We start from the raw sequence: 18,939 nt of genomic DNA, 5'->3' as shown, positions 1-18,939 counted from the left end.
AAAACAGTTATTACTTTTGCAGACCTTAAAATTCCCCCCTTTGGGGAATACAGTTAATCTAGTACCGTAATACTACTAAATCAAATATGAAACTTTCAGAATTTCGTTTTTCGCTTCCTCCTGAATTACTGGCCCTTTATCCTTCAGAAAACCGGGACGAAGCAAGGATGATGGTTGTCAACAGAGCTAACGGCACCATTGAGCACAAAGTTTTCAAAGATATCCTTGATTATTTTGATGATGGCGACGTAATGGTCGTCAACAATACCAAAGTATTTCCAGCACGCCTATTTGGTAAAAAAGACAAAACAGGCGCTAAAATCGAAGTTTTCCTACTTCGTGAGCTAAACAATGAATCTCACCTGTGGGATGTACTGGTAGATCCTGCAAGGAAGATAAGGGTAGGGAACAAATTATTTTTTGGTGACGGAGAACTTGAAGCTGAAGTAATTGACAATACAACTTCAAGAGGACGTACCATAAGATTTTTATTTGACGGCACCGACGAAGAGTTTTACAAAACCATTGAATCGTTGGGCGAAACACCTTTGCCTAAATACATAAAGCGAAAGGCTGAGCCAGAAGACAGGGAAAGGTATCAAACCATTTATGCAGAACATACTGGTGCTGTAGCTGCCCCTACCGCAGGGTTGCACTTTACAAAACAGGTAATGAAGCGCCTTGAAATAAAAGGTATTGACATTGCCCCAATTACCTTACATGTGGGACTTGGCACCTTTAGGCCTGTAGATGTAGAAGATTTGACCAAACATAAAATGGATTCGGAGAACTATCTGATTCCTGAAGAAACAGCCAATAAAGTAAACACCGCCATCGATGAGAAAAAGCGGGTCTGTGCGATTGGCACTACGTCGGTAAGGGCGTTAGAATCTTCAACTTCAGCAAACTCTAGATTAAAGCCTAATGAAGGGTGGACAGATAAATTCATCTTCCCGCCTTACGACTTCAAAATAGCAAATACACTGCTTACCAACTTCCATATGCCAGAGTCTACATTGTATATGCTAGCAGCAGCTTTTGGAGGGTATGAGCTCATACAAGAAGCGTATAGAAAAGCCATTGAAGAAAAATATAGGTTCTACAGTTATGGTGACTGTATGTTGATTCTATAAAGAAAGTATTTCTTTTTTAGGCAAAAGCTTCAGATATTTAAATCCGGAAATATGCAAGGAAACTTCTATTGCATGAAAAACTTTTTTCAACAATCCGGGTTAAACGTCTGAAGCTTTTTTTATGGAAATACTGAACAGATATGCCATTATTGTTGCCGGTGGAAGTGGAACACGGATGAACTCGTCTGTGCCAAAGCAGTTTCTTAAGGTTGCTGGAAAACCTATTCTCATGCATACCATAGAGAAGTTCATAGAAACTGACCCTCAAACAACTATTGTACTTGTACTTCCACTCCAGGAAATAGCAACGTGGAAAAGCCTGGTAAAAAAACACCAGTTTAAACACCAAGTACAAATTGCAGAAGGTGGCAGGTCGCGTTTTGCCTCTGTTAAAAACGGGCTTAAAGTAATAGAAGAGGAAGAGGCACTGGTAGCCATTCATGATGGTGTAAGGCCATGCATATCACCTGAAACCATTGAACGGAGTTATGAACACGCCGCTATTTATGGAAGCGCAATAACTTCTGTTCCTTTAAAAGACTCTATAAGGCTTATCAAAGAGAAAAACAGTAATGAAGCTGTAGATAGGAGCATGTACAGGCTTATACAAACGCCACAAACATTTAAGCTTTCACTTATTAGAGATTCTTATCAAACCACAGAGTTACCTCACTTTACTGATGATGCAAGTGTAGCGGAACACGCCAGTAATAGAATACACCTTATAGAAGGCTCTTACCTAAATTTAAAAATCACAACGCCTGATGATTTGGTAATAGCCGAATGTTTGTTAAGCTATTAAAAGAAAAGTAGGAGGCACTTATACTTGTGCATGTTTATAAGGGTAAGGAAAAGAAGTGTTCAATCACCTCTTTTTCTTGTGTACGCAATATTGAAGCTGTTTATCTTTATTACTTCTTTCTGCAGACTCTAAGTAAAAACGAGACACATCCAAACTTTACTCTATTAAAAAAGGTCAGAGTTATTAAAACCCTGACCTTTTTTTATCTGAATCACTAATTCACCATTACTTAATTTCAACTGGGAAGCTAACTTCTATTTCAGTTTCACCTTTAGTAATATCACCTTTATCGTGGGTATGATGGTACTCTTTCAACACCACCTTAAGGGTTCCAGTGCTGGCGTCTCCAGTATTAAAAATATTTTTAAGACCAATCGGTTCGCCATTTTTATCCTCGTCATTATAAGTATGGCTAAGCTTTAAACCATCTGATATCTTAAAGAAAAACTTGTGCTCTGCCCCTTCTTTTTTAATCTCAGCAGTATGATCTTCTACTTTATCAGGATTTGATTTATCTAGTACCTGAATTTCGCAGTGATACTTCACTCCTGCCTGAAGCTTAATATGATCTTTGTGCTTAGGGCCATGATCATGGTCATGGTCATGATCGTGATCACCATGCTGTACTCTATGGTCGTGCCCATTATGGTGGTCGTCATGGTCGTCATGGTGGTGGTCATCATGATCATCATGATCATCATGATCGTCATGTCCGTGACCTCCATGATAGTTTCCTGAATCGTCATAAACAAACTCCAGTGTTTCAGAAGACCCTTCGGCAGTAAAGCGCATTTTCAAGGTGGTCACATGGTGGTGGTCATGGCTATGACCTGGCTCATGAACATCATCATCATCTTTGCGGCAACTGGTAAAAAGCACGGCACCAGACAATAGCAAAAGAACAGACTTTCTTAAAAGTTTTTCCATTTTTCTCGTGTTAAATAAATATAAGTACATTAAATTATTTACCATTAAAAATTAAGGGGTACCCGTACCCTCAACATCACATTCCTTCCCATCGCATCTACATAGTACCTAAACCGATCCATATAGTCCCTGTAGCTTGTGTTAAACAAGTTGTAAACTCCTAGCGAAACCTCCGTTGGAGTATTGCCCAAAACAACCGTACCACCTATATCCAAATTCACCAACATATACCCAGGTGGAGGCGGCGCATAGTCTCCGTCTTCTGGCGCCATAAACTGCCTGGCCACAGCTACATGTCTTACTTCTGCATAACTATTCCTTAACCAACCCAGCCCCGTTTTAAACCAATACCTAATTCCATTCTCCCATCTAACAGGAGGGATCCAGATCAAGTAGTCGTCCTCCGTTAAGTTATATCCACGAACGAAAGAGAACCTAGAGCTCACAACAAAGTTGCTCCCAATAGAATCATTGATGGCAATATCCGTTCCTGTAAACATGGCATTGACCTGTCTGTAATGAAAAGTAGGGAAAGCCCCTCTAATCGTCACTGTAGGTCGTTCTGATGGAGAGAGATAGATAAAATTATGCATAAAATTATTAAACACACTTACCTCTCCATATACCCTCTCGTAGGCAAACTTAGCAGAAACCGTGGCATTATAAGCCATTTCCGGCCTCAGGTTCTTATCGCCTATTTCATAAGAAGCAGTACCATGATGCACCCCATCACTATATAGTTCATTGACCGCTGGCGGTCTAAACGCCGTCCCAAAGTTTCCCCTGAGTTTCCAGTTGGCAGAAAGCCTGTAAATGGCTCCTATATTCCCTGAAAAATTCCCGAACAGGAAGTCATCAGTAACAATATCCTCCCTTTCCCTCAAGAAAACAGTCATTGTTTTCATATCATACCGCGCCCCTGCTTCCAATTCCAACCTTTTACTTTTCCACCTTTCAATGATAAACAGCCCGCCCGCATAGCTTTTAAAATTCGGAATAAAAAAACTCCCTCTCCACGTATTTTCCTGAGCAATACCACTAAAACCAATTTGTCCCTTAATTCTGCCCAACGGCTTGTGTTCAAGCACCAAGTTAGAAGTATGGGTTGTTATTTTAAATCTAAGTTGCGGTACTTCAGGTCCTAAACTTAAAATATGCGTATCAAACTCCGATCTGTCATTAAATTGCCTACCGTAATCAAACAACAGTTTACCTGCAAAGGTATTTACCCAAGCAGACGCCTTAAACAGCTCATGGTCAATATCCTGATAAGGCCTCTGAATTTCACGAGTAAATCCAGCCGTAACCAAAGGCACATCACTGGCAATGGCGTGATTCAGGTCTGTGAGGTTGCCTATATGCGCTCCCCTATACACCCCTAGCGTAGTTTTATACCTGCTATAATAAGCCTCTACTCCAAACCTTTTCTTTTGATATTCTGCCGCCCATGAGTAACTATACTCCCTTAACCCTGTATTATCAATATAGTAATCAGGCGCCCGTACATTTCCTGCATTCCTTATAGTCCCTTGAACCCTCCCGCTCAATCCTTTAATAAAAGCAGGCGCAAAGTCTAAAGTAGCAGAGGCTGCCCCCATTCTATTATTGCTAAACCCTGCTAAGTTTACCTCTCCCGACACACCAGGTTCTTTACGCAAAGGTGGAGGTTCGACCAAAATCACACCTCCAATTGCATCAGATCCATATCTTACACTGTTAGCCCCTTTTATCACAGTAATCCGCGAGGCTACATAAGGATCTATTTCAGGTGCATGCTCATACCCCCACTGCTGCCCTTCCTGCCTCACCCCATTGTTGAGGATCAAAATCCTGTTACTATGCAAACCTTGTACAACAGGTTTAAATATAGTCGGCCCTGTTTGCATAGCATAAACCCCAGGTATACGGCTAACCGCCTCCCCTAGCGACTTACCCCGGGTTTCCCTCAGCTCCTTACCAGACAAAGACACTTCCGGTAATGGCTCTATATTAGGAGCTTTAGAACCTTCTACCACCACAGAGGGCAATTCGCACACCTCTTCATGAAGGATAAAATTCCGCTCCTGATCATCGTCAATGGTTACCGACACCTCTATAGGCTTATAGCCTAAAAAAGATACTTTTACTAAATAAGTAGTACCAGGGCATAGCTTCTTGAATTCATAAGTTCCATTATCATCTGTATAGGCTGACTCAATCACAGCGTTCTCCAAAATCACCTCAGCATATGCCAGAGGAAGTCCCGTTTCTCCATCTGAAATCTGCCCACTCAAGGAGTGAACGCAATCAACTTTCTCCTGTGCACTAAGCCCACTTATAGACAATAACAAAATGCTTAAAAATACAACCGGCCATTTACTAGTATCCTTAAGCTTCTGCTTTATATATATAGACATTCAATTCTCTTCCAAATAGGACTACAAAGCTACATCAGCAGTTAATTAAATGCAATAAAGTTGCATTGAAACTTAAGGAAAAACTTTTAAGAAAAAGAGCTAATAGAAAAAACTAGTTGATAATCAGAAATATGAAACTCCCAGACAAATGTAACCTATAGACACGAAATTCCGTTAAAAGAAGCAAATAACCTTAGCTATGCCCTCCCCAATCACTGGTGCTGACAAAGTGCCTGTGCTATGCTGTATATTCCAAAAAGTTAAACCTGAAATATCCATTTCTATTGCGCAGCGGAAAGCGTTCAAGACATGCTGACACAAAAGTGGTTTGGGTCAGAAAAAAGCTTTAGAATAAATAAATGTTTTTTCAAACATTATATTATCGATACCAGTTAATAGCCTGCTTAAATACTTGAAATTAAACTAACCAGTAAATTATGAAAGATGTAAGTCAATCTCAGGATATAGCTTTTGCTTTTCCTGCCGCCAACCTACTTGAATTGAAAAACTGCTATAGGATTGATATTCCTGCGCCAGCCTTTAAAAATCAAGAAGTCAGTGTGTCATTAAATGACAAAAAGCTCACTATTACCTCAAGGAAAAATTCATCGACAGATAAAGTAACTTTTTTAAGAACCGTACGTGTTCCTGAAAGCTTTATCACATCAGAAGATTTTTCCTATACCTATATAGGAGGTATTTTCTCGATCAAACTTTTTAAGCCTGTTGCTGAAAAAGTCAAAGCATCATAACAGCAAAGCCTTACCAAGCTTACATCACGCAGAGCAGCGTTAAAAATCACCCTCTAGGGACTGAGAATACATCTAGCTGCTAGCTTTGTTATTTCAAACATTTTAGTTCCGGTTACATTATTTATATATAAAGTAACCGGAACAATTATGTTAAAAGGCTATTATAACCACTACATAGTTTTAATCGTTTTGACTGCCATCATATCTTTGGCCCAAGTAAAGATTTCTGATGCAGACTTAAGACTTCTTACTTTCTTAAATCCTTTTTTTAGCCAAATATTATCTCCTGTGGTCATCACAACCATAATGATGGTAATATTTTGGTACACAGGAAAGAAACCTGTACCATCGCTCGCTTTCAAAACCTTTTTGATTTCATGGATCATTGTCATTATAATTAGTTCAATTTTGCTTTTCACGACTGGGCATCACGCCTATTCTTAATTATGTCATTTTATATACCTTTAGAGACACAAACTGTTAAAGTTTGCCCATAGGCAATATTTTGCCCATCCGAAAGTTGAAATTTTAAGCAAAAGAAATTTAACTTTAGGGTGTGAAACGCTTTTTAACCTTAATAACCTCCATACTTCTACTCGTTAATATTCATTTATCAGCGGAACCGTTGTCTGACACCACTGTGCTGAACAAAAAGAGGTTTATTCCCCTAGTAACAGGCACAGGTCTAGCATATGCGGGCAGTATGGCATGGTTAAGTTCAACATGGTATGACAGCTATTCCTCCTTTCACTTTTACAATGACAACCATCATTGGTTACAAATGGACAAGGTTGGCCATGCTTATTCAGCTTTTCACATAAGCCAATTTGCAGTCAAGTCATTGATGTGGTCTGGGGTAGAGAAAAAGAAAGCGATCTGGTATGGCGGTCTATCAGGCTTGATTTTACTCACCCCTATTGAAATATTTGATGGTTTTTCTCCCAATTATGGCGCCTCATGGGGAGATATGGTGGCCAATGCCAGTGGGTCTGCATTATTGTTAGGTCAGTATTTACTGTGGGATGAACCTAGAATACAGATGAAATTTTCTTTTCACCGTACGCCATTTGCAGCCACAAGACCAGAAGCGTTAGGAGGCACTTTAGCAGAGCAGGCATTGAAAGATTATAATGGCCAAACCTATTGGCTTTCGATTAATATCCACTCTTTTTTACCTGAAGGCAATATATTTCCAGCATGGCTTAACCTATCGCTCGGGTATAGTGGAACCGAAATGCAATATGGGACAATTTACGAAAGTCAAGCAGTCGGTTTTAATCCTTACCGACAATACTTCCTTTCTCTGGATTTTGACTTAGAACATGTCAAAACCAGAAAAAAATGGCTAAAGGTATTGGCTTACCCGCTAAAGGTTATCAAAATCCCTTTCCCTGCCATTCAGTTTAACCGTCATGGCACTAGCTTACATCCTTTATACTTTTAACCTGAAATATGTATTAGAACTTTCTAATGCAGAATTTAAGTTAAAAGCAAAAAGCCAGAGCATTCAATACCCTGGCTTTTACTATTATATTCCTGTAATTTTATACATTATTATCAGCACTACCCGAATGCGGTGTATGAATGAACTTTTTATCTGCTCCTTTAAGTTTAAACAAGTTCATAAACATAAGTACTACCGCTTTAGGCACATGCAGTGCAGCCCTGAAGGTCTGCTTGTTATAAAACTTGTCCGGTATGGCCAAGAAAATACTCAGAACATTTAATCCGGCCAACCCAAGCCAAAACAAAGTACCGGGTGCCATGCTGTAGCCAATAAATATATTCAGAAAGAAAGCTACCACACTTAAGCCGATAACTGAAAACAACAACATGACCCTCGGCAACAAGGTAAATTGAAATACTTTGTCAAAGAAGTCAATATTACCTTTTGAGAATAAATGTCTAACCCCCTCAAGAAAATACTTCTTCAAGAAGATAATCTGAGCAGACATCCATCTTCTTCGTTGGTTCTTAAACACCTCAGGGTTTTCAACTTTTTCATCATACACCAAGGCAGATTCCAGATAATGAATCTTGACCCTGTCTCTGTTCAAAAGCACCTCCAGTTCTTTGTCAAACCCACCTATGGCATCTATAGACTTCATTACCTGCTTAAAATAAGCATAGTCAAATGCCATACCAGATCCGATCAGTCCAGATGAAAGCCCCAAAGCCCGGTGACCTTTTCTATAAATATGATTATTAACCTCCTCACTAACTGCATCCAAAATAGCGAAATTGGTATTCAAGTTTTTCGCCACTCGATGCCCTTGGATAGCCATTGCATTGGTATGACAGAAGGCATTATTAAACTTTACCAGAAAATCCCTTTCCATCAAGTTGTCAGCATCAAGTACCAAGGCATAGTCATAAACCTCAGGTAGGTCAGCTAGCGCCTTATTCAAAGACCGTGCTTTAGTGCTCAAATCAAAGCTAACTTCTATGACCTTTATAGGCATATTCTTGAGCTTTCCTACGGTCTCTGGCTTGAGACTGTCAGCAATGACTACCACATCATAGTCTTCTGCCGGATAGCTTTGTTTCAACGCATGTTCGGCAGAACTTAAAATCACCTCATCCTCTTTGTAAGAAGGAATGAAGACCGCAAACTTCCTATTGTATGTAGCTTTGGAAATTTCAGGAAACTCCCGAGCCCGGCCGGCTATTGAATACACTAAACCATATACAACCATAACGCCCAGCCAGGCAAACATTAAATTCAACAATATATCAACCACCATCTCTCTCCTCTTCCTTATTTATATTTTTGGATTACCAAAAATCTTATGATTTGTCAAATTCCATGCTACACCTCTATAAAATGCTTTAAGCAAATCTTTTCTCCGTGCAGCCAAATGAGACAAGGTATGCTTAGGCATGGCTATAACTGTAAAGTATAGCATACTTATAAACAGTTTAATGCCCCTAACATTTCTACGCATGTACACAAGCCTGTTCCTGGTCATATAATATGTCTTAATTGGATTTTGCTTGCCTACAGACATAGATTCTTTATGATAAACCACAGAGGTACCTATGTACCAAATAGCGTACCCTGCCTCCTTGATTCTCTCGCAAAAATCAAGCTCCTCATAATATAGAAAATACAAGTCAGCCATGAGACCAACCTCCTCGACCACCCTCCGCGGAACCATCATAGCGGCACCATGAGCATAATGTGTTTGACAACACACATCATACTGTCCTTGGTCTTTTTCCTTTTGGCCAAGAAAACTACTGCGTCCCGTGTAAGGGTTTATCATACTACTTCCAGCATATTGAATAATGCCATCAGTGTTATGATAAATAAGCTTAGAGCTAACAGCCCCTGCCAAAGGGTCAGATTCCAAACGGGCAACAAGTGGATGAAGAAATTCAGGATGAACCTCTGTATCATTGTTCAGAAGCATAAAATACTTCCCACTTGCAGCACGGAAACCTGCATTGTTTCCTCCGGCAAAACCCAGGTTTTCTTTATTTTTGATCAATACCACTTCAGGGTATCTTTCTTTAATTATATCTGGATTTTCCTGAGAAGCATTATCTACAACAATTACTTCAAAATTAGGATAAGTAACATTTCTCAACGATTCAATCAGATCGCATGTAACGGAAGCCCCGTTAAAATTGATCGTAATGATTGACACTTTAGGGAATTCAACATACTTTTCCATCTCCATCTTTTCATTCTCCTTATATATAATCAACTGTTGAATAGCCTTACAGTTTATCAGACTTCCCTATTTTCTGCTTTTTTTTCTCCCAATCAGGCATTATATACAAATATGACAAGCTCATGAAGAAAAACACAAGCGTAGGAATCTGTCCGATGACTTGGTTTCCATAGCTAGCCACCGCCACCCCAAGAGCTCCTGCATATATAGCCATCATCTTTTGCCGTATAATGGGGTCTCGGATATTCCAAGCTTTAATAAAAGTAAGTATGAATACGAAAATTAAAATTCCTAACAGCAAGACAAGGCCTACCACACCCGTTTCAACCCAAACACGTACATAAAAACTATCTGTTGGAGTTTCTGCCAACAATGTACCTGGGCTAAACCTCAAACCCCAATAGCCCGCAGTACCAACACCTCCGCCAAAAGGCCTCGATTCCATATAAGCTTTAAGTTTTCTTTGGTTCTCAAGACGCACCTGAAAAGAAGGGTCGTCTGGGTCTAGGGAGCTTCTCATCCGCTGTATATTATAGTTACCCTGCCCTATGTAAGTAAATTTCAACATGCAGAAAAAAGCACCTAACAGGATAAGCCCCACCGTAAGTATCTTAAATTTTTTAGTCATAAGAACATAGACCAAAAAGCCTATCATCAACACAAAGTTAGCCCCTCTTGTACCAGAAATCAGCATACCGTAAAAGCATATACCGGCGGTGGCCCAAAACAATATCCTACGCCAAAATTTATCAGTTTTCAATGCCAAGATAGCGGCAACGACCATGGTATAAGCCTGAAAAGCACCAAACTGACCTGCATCTGAAAAGAACGAAAACACCCTAAGCTTACCAAAAAGCAAGTGTGTCTCATCAGCACCGGCTTCCAGCCAAGCAAGCTCTGCCGAGTCCAATCCCAAGTGTAATTGTTTAGCCCCATATAGCCCACTGATGATACCTCCCCACATCCACACGGTAATGAAAGTATTGAAATGCTTTTCTTCCCTAAACATCAAAAATGTAAGGGCAACGACCAAAACCCAATACAATGCCAAGGATCGAGAGGCATAAAACCAAGCCGCATAACTAACAGCCTCAGGATTCATAACCTGAAAAATTATATATACCACCCAAATCACAAGCAGTATAAACAAGCTATTGTTCAGCCACTTTTTATCTTCCTGTTGAACTTTAAAAATAGTGGCTAAAAATGTCAACAACAACATGACATCAATACTCAAACCTAAAGGCACACCAGATATATACCTTGTAGGACCGATGATATATATCCCTAACAGCATGACCAAAACCATACCAACAGCAGGTTTAAGGAAAATAGACAAAACAAGGAGTGCCCCTAGAGGCAGCGCAAATAATGCGCCGGCTGCCATTATGCCACCTTCGGTGACCATATAAGCTGCCGCAACAGTTGCTGCCACCATGAACGAAAACACGATCAACCGTTTAATGCCAACCCCAAGCCTACTATTGTTTAGTTTAAGATCCATCAGGCACAGTTTTAAATTTAGAAATTAGTTTTGCCGGTAAACTTTTACATTCATTAAAACCAGTAACAACAGCGTCTCTAATAGAAAACTCTTGAAGTTTTTTGAGGAAGATTACCCCAAAAACCAGCCCACTAAAAAAGGTAAGGAATGAAACCGCCGCTACAGCCCAAAGCTTTCCTAGAAACATGATAGCCAATACATCACCAATGATATTTACAGAAAGCATAACGACCACTTTCCAAAAGTTCAGCACGGGCTTGTTCAATACATCAAGCGACACACCGCTATACTTATCTAGTGGCATGATAAAGGCAAATAGTCCAAATACGCGTAAAATAGTTGCAGATTCAAGATACTGCTCACCTCCCAGCAACCACACCATAGGCTCTGCAAACAATACACATGCAAGCCCAAGTGGAATGAAAGAAACTGTCAGCATGCCAGCGCTTTTCTCAAAATATTTCCTAAACCCCTTTCGGTCATTATTATTGATATGGGCAGACAAGGTAGGCAAAGCAGTTGCCATAAAGCTACGTAGAGGAATTTCCATAACCTCCATTAGCCGAAGCGGTATACTATAAATAGCAACAGCCGAAGGGCCAAGGAAAGCACCAATGAGTAAAGTATCTGAACTTCTCAGCAGATTTGCCCCCAACATTGTACCCATACTAAACTTCCCAAAATGAAAAAGTTCTTTAAGTAAACTCTTGGAGAAAAACCGAACCGAACTGATGTTTGTCCAACCAAGCGCCAGGCATATGACACTGGTAAGTCCATGCGCCGTCAGGTAACTATAAAGGACAAAGTACAAACCATACTCGTAATATGCATTGACACCCAACAGTACCAAAAATACACTTAGCACCATCAACCGAATATACAAGATCCGGTTAAACCTCATCTCTACCTGCAAGACCCACGTAGCAAGGTTGTAAGGAAGCGTTACAATATTCAACAACCAAAACCACTGTAGAAAGAAAATCACTCCTTGATTATCAATAAAAGACCCAAAGAGCGCCCAAACAAGTAAAGTAACAGCTCCTAGTAAAAATGTAACAATAGTACCAAACAGCCAAGATGTTCCGTGCACCACATTCTTTTTGCTTTCCTCGGTACCAGAGGAAAACTTAATCAAAGGTGTTTGCACAAAGCCGGTCCTCAGCAATTCAAACAAAGTGGCAATGGTTATAAAAAGTACCCAATTACCAAAGTCCCCTTTATCCAAACTTCGAGCCAGTACACCAAAGCTGATAAATCCCAACAAAGCTGCAGAAGCATTTCCCAGAAGCGACAAGAAATTGTTGTTCTGAAAAACCTTGTTCAGCAAATCCCTAACCATAAGCGCTCTTTTTTCACCTGCTGAGCAGATTTCCTTCCCTAGTTGTCAATTTTTCTTTTTCAGTCAAAGTTTCAATCAGAACAGTGGAAAACTCTTCCACCCTATGTTCCCAGGAGTTTTTCCTGGCAGTATCTATCCTCTGCGCTTGTTTTTCGTTGTTATCGCTCTCTAGTTCAAATTTTAAAGCACGCAAGAACTCTTCTTTGCTTTCGACAAAACTCACCAAGCCCTCAAATTCATTCAATTCGGCAAACTTTGTCATTACCACAGGTTTCCCAGCGGCCAAATATTCATTGATCTTGAGAGGGTAAACACCGCTAGTGACTTCATTTTTCAGGTACGGGATAACCCCAACATCCGCCTTTTTCAGAAAAGTAGGGACTTCTTCTGGCGCACGGCTACCTAAAATATTAACATTAGGATATCGAGACATAGCTGCCGCTGCCGAAAAGTTTGTGATCCTGCCTACAAAAGTAAAATCGACATCAGGCATATGCTCAATAGCATGCACCATGACCTCTGTATGGAATCGCTCATCTATGCTGCCCGTATATGCCACAACTTTACGCTCACTTCCATGATTTACTCCACCGGAAGCTTTATGAAAAAGCTCAAAATCCACCCCGTTTTTTATTACATAACAGGACTTACAGCAACTTGCTTTCGATTGATACAAAGCATCAGATGTAGTCACCACCAGGTCGGCTTTTGACAAATACTGCTCTTCAATCCTAGTGCCATGATATTTATATCTTTGGTCACCTTTTATTTCGTCATAACAGTAATACACATTCAGCTTTTCATTAAAGCTTCCCGCAGTTGCGAGCCCGTAAAAAGGATTATAACCAGAAACCACTATTGGGTCATTGATGCCTAGCCTTTCAGAAGCCTTAACCACACTTCTACGAACGATTTCCGCATTTACCCTCAGCATCTGATCATGAATACTATAGTTCTTCAACCAGTTGACCGGCAGCACTGGTGGTACATTAAGCACATACACTTCAGACCCATATTTAGTCTTAACGACCGACAACCGGTCATCCCAACCTGCTATTTTCCTTACTGGAATACCCTTGTTGCCGTACATAGCGACAACAAGGTCTTTTATAGTAAACTGATAGTCAACATACAACACTTTATTATATTTACTCATCGGCCCCATGATCTGAACGAGCGTGTTCATATGATCGCTATCCCAAGTATTTAGGGCCAGACAAATAAAAGATTCACCTTTGATCATAGTCTCTCCTTTCTTACTTCTTCGTTCTTCCCAGGCTTGATTTTCTTCACTTTTTTAGTCTTTCTGTGCCTGCGAGGAATTCCTCCAAGAATTTCTTCCAGGCGTTCAGCTGGAACTTTGTTTAAAAGAAGCATCGGATCTTTACCAGACGCTTTTTTCAACAGTCCATTGATATAATTGTCCGTATCTGTCCATTCTCTACTTGCATCCACTACAAGCAAGGTCAGATCTGCACCTTTTATAATGGACAAAGGCAATTGATTTTCTACCAATGGAGGTACCTCTATAATTAAATAGCGATACTTTTCCCTGTCCTCTTTATTGACACCTGCGTAAGCGGCTGGGTCAGCACTCCTTATAAAATCTTTACCCTGTTTGTATGTTCTCAGGTCAAGGGTCGTAATGTCCACTTGACGGTTTTCATTCATCAAGTCCCCTTCACCATCCTCTTCTTCAGGATGCAGTAACAAAACAGGTCCATCTATTTCTGAAAGCTTATTAGCAAACTTAAGTGTACTCCTGGTTTTTCCTTCACCAGCCCGGGTACTGCATATCATAATTGTTTTTTGTGCTTTATCAGGGGCAGTTTCCTGTAAACCCAACATAACCGAGCTCAAAGTCTGATCCATGAGGCTTTCCTCGGCATAAGACAGGTATTGAGATTTTCTGTTACTAGGCAGAAAAGGCACCACACCAGCCAAAGTCAGACCTGTCTGTTTCTCAGCTTTTCTTGGGGTAATAATGCGGTTGTCCAGCAGTTCTCGCCCTACCAAAACAGACCCTATCAAAGTTATACCTCCAAAGAAAGAAGCCAATACGACCATCATCCTTTTAGAAGAGTCGGGCTTTACCGGAAAATAAGCTTTGTCTACCACCCTGGCATTTGTAGCCATCTCTATATTCTGCTGCCTCTCTTTGTTTGTATTCAAAGCTTTCAGGGCCTGCAGATAATCTTCCTCAGCGATATCTACCTCCCGCTCCAGTCCATTAAGCGTAGCCTTTAAAGGAGCTAGAGCGTTTAAGCGGTCATCATACTCCTTGATTTTCTTGTTCAGCACAAGAAGCCTGGCCTTACTTTCGTCCATGATGAGTATTTGCTCTAGCCATTGCTCCAGCATACCATCTTTAGGCAATCCTTCTTGACTGTTGTTAAGCACATATAGGTCGTTTACCAAGCCTTGGATTTCATTTTTCAGCTTTTTAGCCTTCTTATCCAAGTTGGATTTCTTTTCATCATCATCATTATACAAACCTGAATTGGCTATTTGATAATTGACCTCAGAAAGCTCTTTTCGCTTGGTTGAAATTTTTTCATTAGTTTCCAGCAGCCCCTTTCTAAGATCTATTTTTTCATCAAGCTTTTTAACTGACGCCTCTGCAGAAGAGTAAACCATTTCTTCCTTCTGAATAGCTGCATTCAGCTCTTCTCTGGCAGCGGAGACAGATTTAGCCTGCTCCTCATAGTTCACTATTTTATTGTCGACCCCAAATTTTCTTAATTTATCCTCGGCATACTTAAGGCGGTTTTTCTTAATTTCCACCTGGTCCGTAAAGTATGAGACCACATTTCTTATTTCTTTAAGCTTTAGGTCTTGATACTTATCAAGGAATATGTCTGTCAATATATTTAAAGTCGTATAGCTAACTCCTGGATCGTTAGTAGTAATCCATATGTCCAACATATCGCTGAACTCTTTTCTTTCCGACTCAATAATTTCCTTTAGGTAATCTATGCTATAAATTTCGTCATCAGAATCGAGCACAGCTTTTACCTTGTTATCCTTCGTGCTATGGAAGTTACTCCGCAGATTAGCAAGCGTTTTCTCCCTGGAATTTTCAACAACAATTTTTTTCCGCTCGTCTTCCGGAAAAATCTCCTGCAAGCGCTCGAAATTGTCATTTGAAATATAAAAAGGGTCAGGTTCATTAAGCATCAAATGCGTAGCCAACAACCTCAACGCCACCTCTTCTATGGTTTCCCTTGAATGCAAGGTCACTACCAAATTGTCAAAAGTGTTGTTGACCGCATTATGGTCAAAGTGCGGTTTATCGTCAGTTGTTATTTTAAACCCACTACCTACACCTGTATAGATAAGAACACTGGAAGTATATTCCCTAGGTTGCTGTTTGGTGAAATGGTTAACCAACACCGCCAGCATAACCGGAAACAAGATAAGCATCCAGAGATTCCTTCTAATTATCCTTATAACATCCTTCAGATTCATCGCTCTCTCATTAAAGTAGTTATTGGTACACCAACTAAATTTTCGAACTGCATGTACAGGGTATTGAAATTCCTTTTCATTTCTTCAAAGTTAATTTCAGCATTCGTTGCAATTTCATTTACCCTGGCCAGTTCTTCTACAGTAATAACCCCGTCCCTAAACTGACGTTCAGCCATTTCCTGCATAATACTGGAATTCTCTTTGTTCGTGCTGACAATCCGCAGTACTTTTTGGGCGGAAAGGAGCGCATTGTACTCCTCTACCACCTGCCTTTTAAGCTCAATCTCTGCCTGTCCCATTCTGGACCTGGCCGCATCCAATTCAGCTTGACTAACCCTAATCTGCTGTTTCCTGGTTGTGAAATCACTTAAAGGAATTTGCAGGTTAAGGCTTATCCTATAACCGTCCAAAAGGTTACTTTGCATACCGGCACCTTGTGCACCATCAATAATGAACCTTTGGTTACCAGTAGCATAATTACCCATTAATGCTAAATTTCTATGAAAGTCCCTTTTGGCAATGGTTACTTGTTCTTTATGGCTTCTTATTTGCGCCTCTTCAAATGTTAGAAAAGGCGAGTTTTCCATAGCTATTCCAATAATATCTCCTAGTGGGATCAATTCCTCTTCAAGGTCTTGTCCCATAGGAGACCGTAATATATCAAGTTCGTCTTCTGTTTGTGGCTCGTCCTGCCCTATAGCCTCTTCAGACAAAAAAGCCATAAAACAGGCAGCTGCCAATCCTAAAAGTTGCTTATTGCTAAATAAAAATTTCATATATGGCATAAGTATAAATTTTCCCTTTAGACATTCTCTTTCTGCAAGAGTGCCGGAATAGTTTTAAGTATTATTTTTATGTCTCTCCAAAAACTGTAGTTTTTGGCATAGTCGTTATCCAATTGCATTCTTTCCTCCTCAGACATTTCAGAAGTTCCTCTTTTAGTTACCTGCCACAAGCCTGTAATTCCAGCAGGAGCCATAAACCTAAGGGTAAATTGGTCTACAGTAATTTTTTCTGCTTCATACAAAGGCAAAGGCCTGTTGCCCACTATGGACATATCGCCTTTGAGTACATTAAATAACTGAGGCAGTTCATCAATACTGGTATTTCTGATAAACTTACCAATCTTGGTAACCCTTGGGTCGTCCTTGATTTTGAGGAAAGTTTCTCCTGCGGCACGTTCTTTTTTCTCCTTTAGGTGGAGCTTTTCACATACAATTTTGTCGTCCAACATCAGCACGCTACGACAGGCCACCCCACGCTCCCGACATTCATCACACAGGGCAGGCAAAGACTGACCTTTGGCATCCATGGTGTTATACTGGTTCTGTATATAATTACTTACTTTGGCAAATTTCGAATCAACAGGGTTCTCCATAACAGTGTTTGGGATCACAGCCGGTTTCCCGCCATCTTCGTAAACAGGTGCTGAAGCATTAGACTTTTTATATTGGTTTAGGTGCGACATATCCTTTAGCAAGGCATCAGCATCTTTGCGCATAGACCTAAACTTATAAAAGTCAAAGATTTTATAACCAGTACCAGCCCTTTTAGCTGCATAAAAGATTGGCCCTCTACTTTCCAGCTTTATAGCAACCCCTAGTAAAAAGAAAAAAGGAGACAAGAAAAGTAAAGCCACAGAAGCAAACACCACATCGAAAGCACGTTTTACAAAAGGCATTTTGTACTCCTGTAACCCATTGAGTGCCGCACGCTTCTTTTTATCTGATAAGGCATTTTTTATAAGGAAACTAACCCTCAGCTTAAAGTCTTCGCCTGAAAAATCATACGTAAAGATTTCATTTACGCGCGCTTTGAGCAGTTTTAACCTTCTCTCGTTATCGATATCCGGAACAAGGAAAACAAACGGCAAGTGCGCAGACTCTGGGGCATTTCGCAGGTGTTGCAAAAGCGACATCCCATTAGGGCTGTTAAATTTGCCAGACGAAACCACTGCATTTACCACTCCACCCTTTTGTATCCAATTGTATAGTTTAAAGCCGTTATCAAACACAAAGACCTCAAAACTTTCTGAGGTCTTCTTCAAAAAGTTCTCCACCCTTTTTTGATCATTATCAATAAGGGCTATTTTATGGTCAGGCAGGCTTCTTCTTAAAGAACCCTGCCCAACATCTACTTTACTATCAGTATATGTTGACTTTTTCATACCTCATCAGACTTTAATTGTTCTTCTTAACAGGTTATCAACCCTTGCTTCAAGTTCTTCCGGATTAAAAGGCTTCACCATAAAATCATCAGCCCCCGCTTTCAAACATTTAATTCTTACCGAGCTTAGTTCATTGCTCGAAAGAACCAACAAAGGAATGTCTTTAAAAAAACCACTTGCTCTGATGTGCTTTATGAAATCTACCCCTTCCATTTCGGGCATGTGAAGGTCACAAATGATAAGGTCTGGCAGGTTTCCTTCGTTCATCCACTCCAAGGCCTCTGTTCCAGTACCCATGGTTTTTACATTATACTTCTTATTTAATGTATATTCTATAATTGCAAGCGTAGAATTAATATCATCAATTGCCAACACAGTAATATCATTATATCCCTTTTCCATATCTCTTCTCTCTTACTGTCTGTATGTTATGTATTCTTTCACCCCACAAGAGGGTATTTCCTCTATAAGCACTATATTATTATAACCTTGGCCATACATAATTGTTGATGTTCTTTAAAATCGTTGGTAACTTCTTTTCCAAATAGATTCTTTATTTATAAAGCACTCCCGAAGGAGGCTTTTTGTTTAGGTTTTTTTTAATGATAAATTACTTTTTATTGTTACCTTAAAGCCCAATTAAACTAGTAGGCCTTTTTTAATGTGGCAAAACAACTTCAAATCAGTCGCTTCACCTGTTTTTCAACTCTAGCATAGTTGCAATCCAGATGCGGTGATTTTATATCCCTTGCCACCCTAGCACTTATATTGATT

At 40.1% G+C, this 18,939-nt stretch carries 16 protein-coding genes; 4 read left to right on the top strand and 12 right to left on the bottom strand.

Translation table 11 applies throughout. The annotated features are described in order from the left end of the window. Nucleotides 1-86 precede the first annotated feature (86 nt). Nucleotides 87-1,133, top strand: coding sequence for a tRNA preQ1(34) S-adenosylmethionine ribosyltransferase-isomerase QueA (queA, locus tag RCC89_08595; GenBank protein ID WMJ73219.1), 1,047 nt, complete (start codon nucleotides 87-89; stop codon nucleotides 1,131-1,133). Between the two features lie 121 nt (nucleotides 1,134-1,254). Then, nucleotides 1,255-1,935 (top strand): 2-C-methyl-D-erythritol 4-phosphate cytidylyltransferase, encoded by a 681-nt coding sequence (locus tag RCC89_08590; protein ID WMJ73218.1) that lies wholly within the window; start codon nucleotides 1,255-1,257, stop codon nucleotides 1,933-1,935. A gap of 225 nt (nucleotides 1,936-2,160) precedes the next feature. Here RCC89_08590 and RCC89_08585 read toward each other — a convergent pair whose 3' ends face one another. Together RCC89_08585 and RCC89_08580 are read right to left on the bottom strand one after the other, a co-directional pair. Beyond that, complete coding sequence (locus tag RCC89_08585; GenBank protein WMJ73217.1) at nucleotides 2,161-2,862, bottom strand: hypothetical protein; 702 nt, start codon at nucleotides 2,860-2,862, stop codon at nucleotides 2,161-2,163. Nucleotides 2,863-2,906: 44 nt separating this feature from the next. Beyond that, complete coding sequence (locus RCC89_08580) at nucleotides 2,907-5,258, bottom strand: TonB-dependent receptor (GenBank protein ID WMJ73216.1); 2,352 nt, start codon at nucleotides 5,256-5,258, stop codon at nucleotides 2,907-2,909. 437 nt (nucleotides 5,259-5,695) lie between these two features. On the opposite strand from RCC89_08580, the gene RCC89_08575 reads away from it, so the two are divergent. Then, the gene (locus RCC89_08575; protein ID WMJ73215.1) at nucleotides 5,696-6,010 is read left to right on the top strand and encodes an Hsp20/alpha crystallin family protein; all 315 of its coding nucleotides are present in this window, start codon (nucleotides 5,696-5,698) and stop codon (nucleotides 6,008-6,010) included. 170 nt (nucleotides 6,011-6,180) lie between these two features. Here the strand turns inward: RCC89_08575 and RCC89_08570 are convergent, their stop codons facing one another. Next, a complete protein-coding gene (locus tag RCC89_08570; GenBank protein ID WMJ73214.1) occupies nucleotides 6,181-6,402 on the bottom strand; it encodes a hypothetical protein in 222 nt (73 codons plus the stop codon). A 164-nt stretch (nucleotides 6,403-6,566) separates the two neighbouring features. Between RCC89_08570 and RCC89_08565 the strand changes: the two genes are divergently transcribed. Then, nucleotides 6,567-7,454 (top strand): DUF2279 domain-containing protein, encoded by an 888-nt coding sequence (locus RCC89_08565; GenBank protein ID WMJ73213.1) that lies wholly within the window; start codon nucleotides 6,567-6,569, stop codon nucleotides 7,452-7,454. A 100-nt stretch (nucleotides 7,455-7,554) separates the two neighbouring features. Here the strand turns inward: RCC89_08565 and RCC89_08560 are convergent, their stop codons facing one another. From RCC89_08560 to RCC89_08520, 9 genes are read right to left on the bottom strand one after another with little or no spacing between them, the layout of a single operon-like run. Then, complete coding sequence (locus RCC89_08560; GenBank protein WMJ73212.1) at nucleotides 7,555-8,727, bottom strand: glycosyltransferase family 2 protein; 1,173 nt, start codon at nucleotides 8,725-8,727, stop codon at nucleotides 7,555-7,557. 45 nt (nucleotides 8,728-8,772) lie between these two features. Continuing rightward, nucleotides 8,773-9,720, bottom strand: coding sequence for a glycosyltransferase family 2 protein (locus RCC89_08555; protein ID WMJ73211.1), 948 nt, complete (start codon nucleotides 9,718-9,720; stop codon nucleotides 8,773-8,775). A gap of 13 nt (nucleotides 9,721-9,733) precedes the next feature. Then, on the bottom strand, nucleotides 9,734-11,191 hold the full coding sequence (locus RCC89_08550; GenBank protein WMJ73210.1) for an O-antigen ligase family protein: 1,458 nt from the start codon (nucleotides 11,189-11,191) through the stop codon (nucleotides 9,734-9,736). Further along, on the bottom strand, nucleotides 11,181-12,530 hold the full coding sequence (locus RCC89_08545) for an oligosaccharide flippase family protein (GenBank protein ID WMJ73209.1): 1,350 nt from the start codon (nucleotides 12,528-12,530) through the stop codon (nucleotides 11,181-11,183). The genes RCC89_08550 and RCC89_08545 overlap by 11 nt, the downstream gene beginning before the upstream one ends. 13 nt (nucleotides 12,531-12,543) lie before the next feature. Then, on the bottom strand, nucleotides 12,544-13,773 hold the full coding sequence (locus RCC89_08540; GenBank protein ID WMJ73208.1) for a glycosyltransferase: 1,230 nt from the start codon (nucleotides 13,771-13,773) through the stop codon (nucleotides 12,544-12,546). Continuing rightward, on the bottom strand, nucleotides 13,770-15,998 hold the full coding sequence (locus tag RCC89_08535; protein WMJ73207.1) for a hypothetical protein: 2,229 nt from the start codon (nucleotides 15,996-15,998) through the stop codon (nucleotides 13,770-13,772). The genes RCC89_08540 and RCC89_08535 overlap by 4 nt, the downstream gene beginning before the upstream one ends. Then, nucleotides 15,995-16,774: a TolC family protein gene (locus RCC89_08530; GenBank protein ID WMJ73206.1), complete on the bottom strand. Its 780-nt coding sequence runs from the start codon at nucleotides 16,772-16,774 to the stop codon at nucleotides 15,995-15,997. Before RCC89_08530 ends, RCC89_08535 begins: the two co-directional genes overlap by 4 nt. Before the next feature lie 26 nt (nucleotides 16,775-16,800). Then, nucleotides 16,801-18,165, bottom strand: coding sequence for a sugar transferase (locus tag RCC89_08525; GenBank protein WMJ73205.1), 1,365 nt, complete (start codon nucleotides 18,163-18,165; stop codon nucleotides 16,801-16,803). Nucleotides 18,166-18,171: 6 nt separating this feature from the next. Beyond that, nucleotides 18,172-18,567, bottom strand: coding sequence for a response regulator (locus tag RCC89_08520; protein WMJ73204.1), 396 nt, complete (start codon nucleotides 18,565-18,567; stop codon nucleotides 18,172-18,174). Nucleotides 18,568-18,939: the final 372 nt, after the last annotated feature.

The sequence above is a fragment of the Cytophagaceae bacterium ABcell3 genome (genome assembly GCA_030913385.1).
Taxonomy (GTDB): Bacteria; Bacteroidota; Bacteroidia; order Cytophagales; family Cytophagaceae; genus ABcell3.
Note: the sequence above shows the minus strand (reverse complement) of the source record. Positions and strands in the feature narration are given on the sequence as shown.

Coding starts and splice junctions, on each gene's coding strand:
- RCC89_08575 (WMJ73215.1), top strand. CDS start 5,696: ATGAAAGATGTAAGTCAATCTCAGGATATAGCTTTTGCTTTTCCTGCC.
- RCC89_08585 (WMJ73217.1), bottom strand. CDS start 2,862: ATGGAAAAACTTTTAAGAAAGTCTGTTCTTTTGCTATTGTCTGGTGCC.
- RCC89_08540 (WMJ73208.1), bottom strand. CDS start 13,773: ATGATCAAAGGTGAATCTTTTATTTGTCTGGCCCTAAATACTTGGGAT.
- RCC89_08570 (WMJ73214.1), bottom strand. CDS start 6,402: ATGACAATGATCCATGAAATCAAAAAGGTTTTGAAAGCGAGCGATGGT.
- RCC89_08535 (WMJ73207.1), bottom strand. CDS start 15,998: ATGAATCTGAAGGATGTTATAAGGATAATTAGAAGGAATCTCTGGATG.
- RCC89_08550 (WMJ73210.1), bottom strand. CDS start 11,191: ATGGATCTTAAACTAAACAATAGTAGGCTTGGGGTTGGCATTAAACGG.
- RCC89_08530 (WMJ73206.1), bottom strand. CDS start 16,774: ATGAAATTTTTATTTAGCAATAAGCAACTTTTAGGATTGGCAGCTGCC.
- RCC89_08520 (WMJ73204.1), bottom strand. CDS start 18,567: ATGGAAAAGGGATATAATGATATTACTGTGTTGGCAATTGATGATATT.
- RCC89_08590 (WMJ73218.1), top strand. CDS start 1,255: ATGGAAATACTGAACAGATATGCCATTATTGTTGCCGGTGGAAGTGGA.
- RCC89_08580 (WMJ73216.1), bottom strand. CDS start 5,258: ATGTCTATATATATAAAGCAGAAGCTTAAGGATACTAGTAAATGGCCG.
- RCC89_08560 (WMJ73212.1), bottom strand. CDS start 8,727: ATGTTTGCCTGGCTGGGCGTTATGGTTGTATATGGTTTAGTGTATTCA.
- RCC89_08545 (WMJ73209.1), bottom strand. CDS start 12,530: ATGGTTAGGGATTTGCTGAACAAGGTTTTTCAGAACAACAATTTCTTG.
- queA (WMJ73219.1), top strand. CDS start 87: ATGAAACTTTCAGAATTTCGTTTTTCGCTTCCTCCTGAATTACTGGCC.
- RCC89_08525 (WMJ73205.1), bottom strand. CDS start 18,165: ATGAAAAAGTCAACATATACTGATAGTAAAGTAGATGTTGGGCAGGGT.